Below are 12,260 nucleotides of genomic sequence, written 5' to 3' on the forward strand. Positions count from 1 at the left end.
ACCCTCCTCACATCCGCTCTCGCCAGATCTCGATTGCCTTGGCCACGCCTTCGATGATGGCTTGCGGGCGCGGCGGGCAACCGGGAACATTGACGTCGACGGGGAAATACTGATCGATCGGCGCTTTCACCGAATAGCTCTCGCGGAAGATGCCGCCCGAGATCGGGCAAACGCCCACAGCAACAGTGACCTTGGGGTCCGGGATCTCGTTGAAGACCACCAGCGCAGCCTGCATGACCTTGGTTGTCAACGGGCCGGAGATCAGCACGATGTCGGCATGGCGCGGAGAACCGCAATACTGGCAGCCGAGCCGCTCGATGTCATAGCGCGGGATCAGGGCGGTCGTGGCCATTTCGACGTCGCAACCGTTGCAGGACCCGGCGTTGATGCGATAGATCCATGGAGATTTTGTCGCTATCGACTTGAAGTCGGGGATCATGTTCATTTCATCTGTCTCCAAATCTCAGGCCACGATGGTGACGGTGACAACGCTGGCGATGGCGAGCAGCAGCGGCCACTTGAGGAAAAAGCCGAAGGCCTGGTCGATCCGCATGCGGCCCATGGACAGGCGCACCACGGTGACGCCGATTTCCATCAGCACGGCCAGTTGCACCAGCCAGCCAACCAGACCCCAGATGCCGTCGAAGGGCAGCGGCATGAAGAGGGCTATGCCGAGGCTAAGAACAACAACGGCCTTGAGTGCGGACATCACCTTGAACAGCCCCAGCGCCGGACCGGAATACTCAAGTAGCGGCCCTTCGAGCACTTCGGTTTCGGCTTCGGGGATGTCAAAGGGGATGATCCCGAGGTTGGCCGGGAAGAACAGGGCAAAGGCAGCCAGCGCTGGCCACATCACCGGATCGAGCAGGAACATGCCATGGCTGCGCTGGTAGGCGATGATGTCAGTGAGCGAGAAGGTGATGACACCGCCCTGCCCCATGCCGGTGCGCAGAGCAACGGCCAGCACGGCCAGCACGATCGGGGCTTCATAGGCCAGCATCAGGGTCATTTCCCGCGAAAAGCCGAGCGCACCATAGGGAGAGGTCGAGGCCGAGCCTGCGATCATCAGGACAATGGCCGGAACCATCAACAGGTAAAGCAGCACGATGAGGTTGCCCAGCATCGGGTCCGGGCTGTAGAGCCCGGAAACCGGCACCAGGGCCACAGCAACCAGCATGGAGACGACACCAACGAGCGGCGCTCCCAGAAAGACCGGCTGACTTGCCGTGGCAGGCACCATCGTGCGCTTGAAGCCGAGCTTGACGAGGTCAAAGAATGGCTGGGCAAGTGGCGGCCCGATGCGCCCCTGAAGACGAGCGGCGACGCGCCGGTCGAGGCCCTTGAGCGACAGCCCTAGCACCAGAGCGAACAGGCCGCCGGGGAACAGGAATACCGCAAGAAGTGTAGTGAGTTGCGTGGACATGGTTGTTCCCTCCCTTACGCTTGGGTTCCAGAGCCGATCCCCTTGGGCAGCAGCCCGTGGATCGCCTTGTCGGGGGTTTCAAAGAGGCTGTTGGCACCAAGCCGGGTCTGACCATCGGAAAGATCGCCGACGCCGCAGACATGGGCATTGGAGCGGACCACGCCGGCCTTGCGACCAAGGCGCAGCCAGGGCAGCAGGATGAGTCCGAACACCAGTACCAGTACGGACAGCAGCATCGGGCTCCAGCCATCCAGCCCCGGCAACGGACCGGTCAGCGTGGCGGCAATCGGGGTCATGCCGAGATCGGACATGATGGCGGCGATCGGCACCAGAGCAAGACCGGGGAAGAGACCAAGCGCCAGACTGCCAAGGCTGAGAACACCCATGGGAATGAGCATCGCAACCGGGGCTTCCCGAGCACTTTCACTGCGCGGGTTCGGTGTCCCCATGAAGGCGGCATGGGCAAACTTCAGCACAGCGGCCAGCGTGAACAGGCTGCCGATCATTGCCATGGCACCAAGCAGCCAATGGCCGGACTGGAAGGATGCTTCAAAGATCATCCATTTCGAGCTGAAGCCATTGAGCGGCGGAACACCGGCCAGCGACAGGCCCGAGAACAGGAACAGGCCGAAGGTCAGAGGCATCTTGCGGCCAAGCCCACCCAGTTCGTCGAGCATGGTGGCATGGCTGTTGACCATGATGGCACCGGCAACGAGGAACAGGGTGTCCTTGAGCAGCATGTGGTTGACGAAGTGCAGCAGGCCACCGGCGACCCCGAGCGTGGTGCCAAGAGACAGCGCCAACAGAACATAGCCGAGCTGGGAGACGGTGGAATAGATCAGCACCATCTTGATGCTGTTCTGGATGACCGCCATGACACCGGCATAGACAATGGTGATGCCCGCAATGATCGAGATCGCATAGAGCAACACCGGTTGTCCGGCCACAGTCCCGCCAAGCTTGGCAAACACGGTGGCGCCGCCGAAAGCGACAAACAGCTTGAGCACACCCCACGGGCCGCTTTTCAGCAGAACCGCCGAGATATATCCGGACACTGGGGTTGGCGCTGCGGCCGGGTGCATCTGATAGTCGATGCGGATCGGCAGCTGGGCCGCTTTCATCACCATGCCAAGGAAGACCAGCACGATGGCAGGCGCAATCGTGGCGGCTGGCAGGGTGGCGAGCGCGTCACCCAAAGCAGCCAGGAGGAAAGTACCGCTTTGGGCAGCGACCATCGTAACGCCAAGGAACAGGAGGGACGCGCCGATGGTGTTGAAGAGGAAGTATTTGAAGCCTTCCCTGCGAGCGACTGCGGTTTCCTCATGGACAATTGCCGCCCACAGGGCCCAGGCGCTCATCAGCTCCCAGAAGGCAAAGAAGTTGAACAGGTCCGTGGCTGCTGTCATGCCCAGAAGACCGGCAATCATCACCAGAAAGGCGAAATAGAAGCGGGGCTGGGCGTGACTATGCGCCAGATAGGCCGTGGTATGGAGCATATTGAGTGCCCCTACCCCTGCGATCAGCAAGGCAAAGCAGAAGGAGAGCGTATCGTAGCGGTCTGGCTGAGCAAGGACGGCAGCGACGGCCAGCAACAGGGTGAGCACAGCCAGACGACCGGCCCAGGCCACAGAGAAGCGCCCCAGAAGCAGCACGACAATCGCTCCGACCATCACCAGACCGGCAGACAATGGCCACTGCATGACCAGATCCGGCAGGACAGCCGGAGCAAGACCGGCACTGGCAGCCAGCTGATCGCCGATCGGCATGATCAGGCCAAGTTGATAGGTCGGCAACAAGCCACCAAAGACAATGGCTGCGGCCAGAATGCCCATGGCCAGTCGCATGGTGACAGGCGCTTCCTTCACCTCACTGATTGCTGCGGCCGAGGGGTGATAGAACAGAACGCCGATGACACGGGTGTAATAGACCACGCCAATAATGCCCCCCAGCAGAAGGACTGTGGCGACGGCATACTGGCCCGCTTGTGCAGCGGCGTAGATCATCAGGAATTTGGAGATGAAGCCGGAGAACGGCGGCAACCCCATCAGGGCAACGCTGCCTAGCGCATAGACACCGGCGGTGAATGGCATCTTCTTGCCAAGCCCTGCCAGATCGCTGATCTGCCGCAGGCCGGTGCGCATGATGAAAGCCCCGGCTGCATAGAAGAGCAGGGTTTTCATGACCGCGTGATTGAGCACATGCAACAGCGCAGCATCAGTTGCCAGAGCCGTGCCCAACCCCAGAATTGCGGTGATTTCACCAACCTGCGCCAATGTCGAGAAGGCCAGCATCCGCTTGAGCTCCTTCTCAAACAGGGCGCGAATCTCGCCATAGAGCAAGGTGATGCAGCCAAGCGCGATCAGGACGGTGTGCAGGTCGATACCGTTGCCGGTGGCGCGAGCCACAGCCGAAACGCCGAAGACACCAAACAGGATCTTGACGATGCCGAACAGCCCCGCCTTGGTCAGGATCCCCGACAGCGGCCCGGAGACCGATGACGGCGCCTGCGGATGGGCAAGTGGAAGCCAGGCATGAAATGGCACCATGCCGGCTTTCACTGCAAACCCCAGGAAGACAGCAGTAACGATGACCAGGCCAGCCAACGGGGCGATACTGCCGAACCCTTGGGCAAGGGCGGTAAATTCGAATGATCCGATTTCCGCATGAGCAACCAGCATGCCGTAATGCATCAGATAGGCACCACCGGCGCACATGACGAAATAGACCAGACCAGCTTTCAGGGCCTTTTGGGTCTGTTCATGAATGACGAGGAAGTAGGACGTCCAGGTCATCAGCTCCCAATAGACATAGAAGTTGCCGAATTCGTGCGCGGTGGTCAGGCCGAGCATCGAGCCGAGCATCAGGAACGTGAAGAAGTAGTAGCGGTTCGCCCATTCCTCTTTTGCCATATAGCCAACCGAGTAGATGACCATGACCGCAATAATGCCGGAGAACAGCAGGGCAAACAGTTTCGAGGTCGGATCAAGGCCCGTATCCAACGCCACCATGGCAACGCTGGCGATCGCAAGCGCCACAGCCGCCAGATCACGCAGGCGCGCAGAGACACGCCCCACCCCATATATCGCGAAAGCGCCGATATAGGGGACAAGCACCAGAAGCGCCCAGGGCGACTCGAACTCGGGCAGTCCTTCAAGGCTGGCATAACCGGCAAGACCGGCAGCCATCTGCTCGACTGGTGCCGGAAAGACGCTGATCACGGCTGCAACGACAGCTAGGAGGATCGCCAGCGGCATGGCCAGCGATGGAGCAGGTTGCAGCTTGACGCGATGTTCTGATTTCTCGAAACAGATCCTCTGGATGAGGATCAGATAATAAACGGCAGCAACGATCGACGCGATGGTTCCCACTGCGGCGATGGCCCACTGCCCCTGCTCGATAGCTGCATAGAGAATGAGGAACTTGGAATAGGAGCCCTTGAATGGCGACAGACCCATGACCGAAAACATGCCAAAGCCGAACAGGGTGGCAGCAAGTGGCATCCGCTGGCCGCTACCAGCCAGATCCGTCAACCAGATAGACGCCGTGCGTCGGATGAGATACCAGCCGCTTATCAAGACCAGCCCGCGCATGACAAGCTGATAGGTGACATGCATATAAGCCCCGGTTTCACCGGCGGCACCGCCGATCCCGAGGCCGATCAGAACATAACCGATTTCTGCAATAGTCGAGACGATGAAAACGCGGACTGGATTCCTAAGGCTCAGCAAAGCCCCGATCTCGCCGCACAATAGAAAAATAGCCCCCATCCAGGCCAGACTCATCAGGTCCAGGGTCGTCATTATTTTGGTCCTCCACTCAGGAGACCGGTTTCGGACGCTGGTCGGCAGCCATACCGGTTCCCCTTTTGGGACCAATGTGCGCGTGTCAATCGAGGTGGTCTGTCACGCGGATGACAAAGTAAAAAATATATTTTGTAAGGTACCCGACAGTCAGTTTTTAAGTGTCGGAAACGATGATGATAATCAATAAAAGAATCGCTTTTACTGTTTTTCACCGACCATGTATATCATTGAAGACGCTTTGACATTTAACTTAAAACGCGGTTGACTTCACTCAATCTACTAAATGAATCTCCCGTTTCCTTTGTTAAACTAAAGGACAATCTCTATGCACGAGCTATCGCTCTGTCAAAGCATCATTCAACTTACGGAACGGGTAGCGAATTCTTATGACGCCTCTAAAGTTATTGGCGTTACAGTCGAGCTGGGAACCGCAGTGGCCATTGAGGAGGATACATTCCGCTTCTGCTTCGATGCCATTGCCAGTGACACGATCGCCGATGGATCAAGGCTGACGATCGACTGGGTAAGCCTCAAGCTGCAATGCCAAACCTGCGAGACGGTCTATTTCCCGCGCTCGCCCGTCATACCAGAACCCTGCCCCCGATGCGGCTCGTTTGATACGCGTTGCCTCGCCGGTCGCGAGTTTTCTGTCAAGCATATCGAAGTTGAGGACACAAGGAAGGAAACAGGCCAGCGCGCATGACAACCGGAAAGACACGCTTAAGCTGAGAAGATAAGTATGCAGACAAGAAACGCAGGCCAACCAGACACATCAGCGATGAAGCCCTGCGAGCCAAAAGACAATACCGGTGTTGGGAGGCATCGAAATGACTTCACCCAGGAAAAAGCCCCGCTCGCAAGGAATGACAGATTCCTTTGGCCGCAAGATCGACTATCTGCGACTGTCGGTTACGGACCGCTGCGATTTCCGCTGTTTCTACTGCATGGGCGAAAATGTGACCTTTCTGCCCAAGCCCGAAGTGCTCAGCCTTGAAGAGCTGGACCGGCTGTGCAGCCTGTTTGTCGATCAGGGCGTGCGCAAGCTACGGTTGACAGGAGGCGAGCCTCTGGTGCGCAGAGGCATCCTGACGCTCATCAGTTCCCTCTCCCGCCATCTTGAAAGCGGACGCCTCAGGGAAATAACGCTGACGACCAATGGGTCCCAGCTGGCCCAGATGGCAACGGCGCTGGCCAATCTCGGAGTCGTGCGCATCAACGTCTCGCTCGATACATTGCGGGCGGACCGCTTCACGCAGATCACCGGCAAGCCCCGCTTTGCCCAGGTGATGGAAGGCATCGAAACGGCCCTCAAGGCCGGTATCAGGCTCAAGGTCAACACGGTTGCCCTCAAGGGTGTCAATGATGACGAGTTCGATGATCTCCTCCGCTTCTGCCATGAAAGACAGATGGATTTGACGATCATCGAGACCATGCCCATGGGCGGGTTGCTGTATGACCGCCCCGGCGTCTATCTGCCACTTGATACCATCCGGGAACAGCTTGCCGAAAGCTGGAGCCTGATCCCCTCCCCCCATCACTCCGGAGGACCCGCGAGCTATTTCACTGTGGCTGAAACCGGCGGACGGATCGGCTTCATCGCCCCGATGACCCACAATTTCTGCGACAGCTGCAATCGGGTACGCCTGAGCTGCACAGGCATCCTCTACACCTGCCTTGGGCGCAATGATGCCACCAATCTGCGCATTCCCCTGCGCACCTCGCAGAACAACAGGCAACTCATCAAGGCTATTCGCGATGCCATTGCCCACAAGCCGCAGGGGCATGACTTCGGCATCAGCCGGGACGCCAACCACACACCGGTTGAACGGCACATGTCTGTCACAGGCGGCTAGCCCGACAGGTTTGCGAGCATCAACGCCCGCAAACTGCCCCCCTCGAAACCAGCCCTGCAGGATGGCTCACAATGATAGAAACAATCGCCTCGCTGTTTGAACGAAGCCAGTTCCCTATGGCGGATATCAAGCATGAAAAAGAACACAACCGGAAGCACGGGCACAGGGAGGACAACGCATGATTTCCTATCACGAAGCGCTTGAGCTGCTTCTTCAGTGTGACCGGCTTCCGACCACCCGTTTGGCGATTGCCGCCGCCCTCGGCTTCGTCAATGCAAAGCCCGTTGTAAGCACCGAGACCGTACCGCCCTTCACAAACTCCAGCATGGATGGCTTTGCTGTCCGGGCCGGGGATCTGGCCGGAGCCAGCCCTGCCACGCCAGTGACATTGCCGGTCGTCGGGTCCACCGCAGCGGGTGACTTGCCTTCCACTGGTGGTGACGGAGCTTGGGAGATCATGACCGGGGCGGCCCTGCCCCAGGGATATGATGCCGTAGTCAAGATCGAGGATGTGGAGCGAACCGGCGATGCAGTGCGCTTCTGTGCGCCAATCGCCAAGGGAGAGAATGTTCGCGCCGCCGGTCAGGATTTCGCCATGGGAACCCCGGTTGTTGCAGCAGGTGACATCATCATGCCCGAACAGGTGATGGCGCTTGCCGCTGTGGGCCAGAAGGATGTGGCAGTCTATCGCAAGCCTACAGTGACAATCATCAACACCGGCAAGGAACTGGTTCAGGATGCGGATACACCGCTGAGACCGGGCCAGATTCGCGATGCCAGCGGCCCCTATCTGGTGACCATGCTCAGCACGCTGGGATATGCTGCTGACTACAGCGGCATCATCCCGGACGACGAAGAGCTGTTCCGATCCCGTCTGGCAGCGATCGTGGCTAAAGGGACGACGGACGTGGTGATTTCCACCGGCGCCGTTTCGGCTGGCAAATTTGACTTCATCCCCGATGTGTTGCGATCACTCGGTGCGGATATCCGCTTTCACAAGCTGACCAACCGCCCGGGCAAGCCCGCACTCTACGCGCGCTTTGCCAATGGCATCCACTATCTCGGTCTGCCGGGCAATCCCGTTTCCACCGCCGTTGGACTACGCTTCCTCGCCGTGCCGCTCTGTCGCCACCTGCAAGGGCTTGCCGCCGAAAGGCCACTCAAGGCCAGGCTGGTAAGGGAGGTACAAAAGGTAAAGGGCCTGCGCTTCTTCTGCAAGGCCCGTGCGTCTGTCTCGGCGGACGGCTCATTGCAGGTGCTGGTATTTGACGGGCAGGAATCCTTCAGGATCAGACAGCTGGTGCAGGCCAATTGCTGGGCCGTCTTTGACGAGGCCCCCGGCCTCATCCCGGCAGGAGACATGGTCGCCATCTATCCACTCGTCCCGGACCGCTGGAAACTGGAGCGCCATGAGGATGGCGACAACGCCTTGGTGCGAGCACACTCCCCTGCGGCTGATGCCGGATTGCCCCGCGAAGGAAGCCCCCATGAAACTGCGCATTGATGGTCAGCAGGTCCATTTCAAGATCGACAAGAGCGAATTGACCCGGCTCTGTCTCGGGGCTTCTCTCAATCATTGCATCCACTTTCCGAACGGTCGCGGTCTGACGGTCAGTGTCATGACCGGATGCGGCGCACCGCCGATGCAGCTGATCTTTGACAATGACATCATGCAACTGGTTGTCGACCGAGAAACCGCCTATGACCTGCTCAAGGGATTACCCCGCAGAGAGGGCATTGCAGCGCACCAGCCCGTTCATCCAAACGAACCCATGGAGCTCATTCTGGATGTCGAGAGCCATGCCCACGCCCCCTCAAGGGACCGGACGCATGAATGGAGATGAGCGGATACTTTAAATGAGGACCATGAGACACAAAAAGCCCATCGCGTAAAGCGCTATTTGAGCCAATATTTCATGGACTTACTGGAGAAAATAATGGTCGGAGCGAGAGGATTCGAACCTCCGACCCCCTGATCCCAAATCAGGTGCGCTACCAGGCTGCGCTACGCTCCGTACCTCTGGTGGAGGGGCTTATAGCCTTCCAGTTCCTATATGGCAAGGGCAGACGAAGCAAATTCGTCAATCAATGCAAAGATTTCCACGTTCATGTCATTTATGCCGATTTTCCCGCTCTCGTCCAACAGAATTCCCGGCAAGTCGGAGGAAAAAGTGCGGCTCTGGCTTGTGAAAAATTCAGTTAAGGCATTGCGCGACCTTACGGGCTTCTGTATAGAAAGCCTACTCTAAGCCAGAGCACTTGTTCGGGCTTGCTGGGGTGTGGCCAAGTGGTAAGGCATCGGTTTTTGGTATCGTGTACCGTAGGTTCGAATCCTACCACCCCAGCCATTCATTCTTCTTAATTTCCCATAAATGATTGATTGATGATGCGGACTGAGTGCGCGCATCGCTTTGCTGTTCTGCATCAAAAAAACACCTCCACCAAAGCCGGTTCTGCTTCGTGCCTCTACGGTCCGAATAGGGAATCGGCTGTCTGGCAAAGGGTTCTTCACTGGCTTGGCAATGGAGAAATCAGGAAATCATCAACCAAGCAGATCTGGTGCGGCCGCAACGTCGGTGGTGATTTCGCTGCCAGCGGAATTTTCCTTCAACCCGACCCCAGTCAACTTCAGCCGCATGGCTTCGCGCACGATCCAACAGATCTTCTGGGCAGCCTGCCGTGGCGACAGACCGTCGTCGTGAATGTTGGAAATGCAATTGCGAGCACTGTCGAGCAGGCCCGTTTTCGGGGCATAGGTGACATAGGCCCCGAGACTGCTGGGCGTAGACAGGCCCGGCCGTTCACCGATCAGCACCACCACGATCTGTGCCGACAGAGCCTCCCCAACCTCATCGCCAAACGCAACGCGCGCCTGTTCGGCCAGAATGACCGGCCCGACGTTGAAGGACGCCAACTGCGACAGGCATTCCGTCAGAACACTGAGCGCATGCTTCTCAACAGCCGAGGCCGACAGGCCATCGGCCACCACAAAGACGATGTCATGCGGGCCGTGTCCGAGCCGCGTAAGGCTTTCCGGTGCTACCGATCGGCCCAGATCGGGGCGCGCCAGATAGGTTTTGCGATCCGAAGCTCTAGAGTGCAGAATGAGGGCCTCAACCGGCAAAAGCGCCTTTGCCATTGCAGCAAAATCAGCCTCCCCCAACACCGCATCGCGGGCGCGAGCATGGGAAAGCTGGAAACGCAGCACTTCCTCGGTGGTCATTGCGTCGCCGGTCCGGCCAATGCCAATGCGGGCCCGGGTCACGTCACGGAACCGGCGGAAGGGATCAAGGTCTACCAGTTCGCTCATCTTGCCACCTCATAGGATAGGAGAGCGCGAGCCTTGCCGCCGCTCGTCAATTGCGGCGCAAGGCGCCCCGTGTCATCCATCATGCCCATCTTCTTCAGCCAGGCTTCAAATTCAGGTGCCGGCTGGCGTTTGAACTGATGCCGGAGAGTGATCATGTCGTGATAGGACAGAGACTGATACCCCAGCATGATGTCGTCAGCACCGGGCACCGAGATGAGGAAATTGACGCCTGACACTGTCAGCAGCATCATCAGGTCGTCCATGTCGTCCTGATCAGCCTCCGTGTGGTTGGTGTAGCAGACATCGACACCCATGGGCAGACCGAGCAGCTTGCCACAGAAGTGGTCTTCCAGTGCGGCACGGATTACCTGTTTGGCGTCAAAGATATATTCTGGACCGATGAAACCGACCACTGTGTTGATGAGCAACGGTTTCAGCGGCCGCGCTACGGCATAGGCCCGCGCTTCCATGGTCTGCAGATCAACGCCATGGTGGGCATTGGCGGAAAGAGCACTGCCCTGCCCGGTTTCGAAATACATGACATGCTGCCCCACGGTGCCGCGATTGAGCGACAGGGCCGCTTCCCGGGCTTCCTGAAGCAACGGAATGGTAATGCCGAATCCCTTGTTGGCCTTCTCGCTCCCGGCAATCGACTGAAACACCAGATCGACCGGCGCACCGCGCTCAATGGCCTGCATGGTGTTGGTCACGTGGGTGAGCACGCATGACTGGATTGGAATATCGAATTTCTGCCGCAGACGGTCAAACAGGGTGAGAAGCTTTATGCAGGAATCGACATTGTCACTGGCCGGGTTGATGCCGATCACCGCATCGCCGGTGCCATAAAGCAGCCCATCCAGCGTCGAACCAGCAACCCCTTCGGGATCATCTGTCGGATGATTGGGCTGCAGGCGACTGGAGAGGTGCCCCTTGAGGCCGATGGTGTTGCGGAACGCAGTGACTACCTCCACCTTGTCCGCCACAATGATCAGATCCTGATTGCGCATGATCTTGCTGACGGCGGCGACCATCTCGGGCGTCAGCCCCGGCCCCAGAGCCTTCAGTTTCTGAGGCGTCGCATCATAAGACAGGAGCCAGTCACGAAATGCCCCCACTGTCATGTGCGAGACAGGCTCAAAGGCAACCCAGTCATGACCATCTATGATAAGGCGCGTAACCTCATCGCTTTCATAGGGAACCAGCAGATCCTCAAGAAAGGCCTTGAGGGGAACATCGGCGAGACAATAGCGGGCGGCAACGCGTTTCGCGTTGCTTTCTGCGGCAATCCCCGCCAGATGGTCGCCCGACTTCGGGGCGGACGCCATGGCCATGAGACTTTTCAAATCGGAGAACTGGTGTCGCTCATTCCCGAGGATGATTGAATAGGATGCCATTCCCTCTTTCCGCTCCTTGAGCCTGCCTCGTGAGGACCATGAGGCAGCGCTCCATATTCGTCAATTTTACTTTGCTTACGTGCCGCACCGACCTTTGGCAAATCAGACAACCCCTTAGAGGCGGTGGTGTTGGCGGCAGTCACGGATCAGTCACTGTTAAAGATGCGACCTTGACCACGAATGGAGCTGACGTCAATACCGTAAAACCCGGCAAGTCCCAACGCAGCGAGTTTAGGCTTGTCATACCAAACGATAGTGCACCCACTTTTCGAGGCTAGATCATTGCCCGCATGGGGGCAGCCATTCGATCTCCCCCCTCCCCCCCCTTCGCCGTCCTTTTTTTGAGCATAAGAACGCCAAACCCCCCGTCAGTACGCGACTGAGCGGGGGGTTTTAGGCATTGTTTGTTATTAGCAGGCCCGGCAGCGACCTACTCTCCCACGTCTTGAGACGGAGTACCATTGGCGCAGAGGATAT

The 12,260-nt window shown here is 58.3% G+C and carries 9 protein-coding genes and 2 tRNA genes; 5 read left to right on the plus strand and 6 right to left on the minus strand.

Features of this window, described 5'->3' with window-relative positions; translation table 11 throughout:
- Positions 1 to 7 precede the first annotated feature (7 nt).
- The 3 genes from DSL70_RS20885 to DSL70_RS20895 are packed head-to-tail and all read right to left on the minus strand — an operon-like array spanning position 8 to position 5,223.
- Positions 8 to 445, minus strand: coding sequence for an NADH-quinone oxidoreductase subunit B family protein (locus tag DSL70_RS20885; RefSeq protein ID WP_162916969.1), 438 nt, complete (start codon positions 443 to 445; stop codon positions 8 to 10).
- 18 nt (positions 446 to 463) lie between these two features.
- Complete coding sequence (locus DSL70_RS20890; protein WP_119309924.1) at positions 464 to 1,423, minus strand: respiratory chain complex I subunit 1 family protein; 960 nt, start codon at positions 1,421 to 1,423, stop codon at positions 464 to 466.
- Positions 1,424 to 1,437: 14 nt separating this feature from the next.
- Positions 1,438 to 5,223, minus strand: a complete 3,786-nt coding sequence (locus DSL70_RS20895; protein WP_119309925.1) for a proton-conducting transporter transmembrane domain-containing protein — start codon at positions 5,221 to 5,223, stop codon at positions 1,438 to 1,440.
- Between the two features lie 328 nt (positions 5,224 to 5,551).
- Between DSL70_RS20895 and hypA the strand changes: the two genes are divergently transcribed.
- The 4 genes from hypA to DSL70_RS20915 all read left to right on the plus strand — a co-directional run bounded on the left by hypA (position 5,552) and on the right by DSL70_RS20915 (position 8,923).
- Positions 5,552 to 5,929, plus strand: coding sequence for a hydrogenase maturation nickel metallochaperone HypA (hypA, locus tag DSL70_RS20900; protein ID WP_119309926.1), 378 nt, complete (start codon positions 5,552 to 5,554; stop codon positions 5,927 to 5,929).
- A 124-nt stretch (positions 5,930 to 6,053) separates the two neighbouring features.
- Positions 6,054 to 7,079, plus strand: coding sequence for a GTP 3',8-cyclase MoaA (gene moaA, locus DSL70_RS20905; RefSeq protein WP_119309935.1), 1,026 nt, complete (start codon positions 6,054 to 6,056; stop codon positions 7,077 to 7,079).
- A gap of 178 nt (positions 7,080 to 7,257) precedes the next feature.
- The gene (locus DSL70_RS20910; protein WP_119309927.1) at positions 7,258 to 8,583 is read left to right on the plus strand and encodes a molybdopterin molybdotransferase MoeA; all 1,326 of its coding nucleotides are present in this window, start codon (positions 7,258 to 7,260) and stop codon (positions 8,581 to 8,583) included.
- Positions 8,567 to 8,923 carry a DUF7009 family protein gene (locus DSL70_RS20915; RefSeq protein ID WP_119309928.1) on the plus strand — a complete coding sequence of 119 codons (357 nt, stop codon included), beginning with the start codon at positions 8,567 to 8,569 and terminating at the stop codon, positions 8,921 to 8,923. The genes DSL70_RS20910 and DSL70_RS20915 overlap by 17 nt, the downstream gene beginning before the upstream one ends.
- Before the next feature lie 94 nt (positions 8,924 to 9,017).
- Here DSL70_RS20915 and DSL70_RS20920 read toward each other — a convergent pair.
- Positions 9,018 to 9,094: transfer RNA gene (locus DSL70_RS20920), tRNA-Pro, on the minus strand.
- A gap of 258 nt (positions 9,095 to 9,352) precedes the next feature.
- Between DSL70_RS20920 and DSL70_RS20930 the strand changes: the two genes are divergently transcribed.
- Positions 9,353 to 9,427: transfer RNA gene (locus tag DSL70_RS20930), tRNA-Gln, on the plus strand.
- 194 nt (positions 9,428 to 9,621) lie between these two features.
- Here DSL70_RS20930 and eutC read toward each other — a convergent pair.
- On the minus strand, positions 9,622 to 10,389 hold the full coding sequence (eutC, locus tag DSL70_RS20935) for an ethanolamine ammonia-lyase subunit EutC (RefSeq protein WP_119309930.1): 768 nt from the start codon (positions 10,387 to 10,389) through the stop codon (positions 9,622 to 9,624).
- A complete protein-coding gene (locus DSL70_RS20940) occupies positions 10,386 to 11,783 on the minus strand; it encodes an ethanolamine ammonia-lyase subunit EutB (protein ID WP_119309931.1) in 1,398 nt (465 codons plus the stop codon). Before DSL70_RS20940 ends, eutC begins: the two co-directional genes overlap by 4 nt.
- Between the last annotated feature and the right edge of the window lie 477 nt (positions 11,784 to 12,260).

Source organism: Cohaesibacter haloalkalitolerans, from assembly GCF_003574655.1.
Classification (GTDB): Bacteria; Pseudomonadota; Alphaproteobacteria; order Rhizobiales; family Cohaesibacteraceae; genus Cohaesibacter; species Cohaesibacter haloalkalitolerans.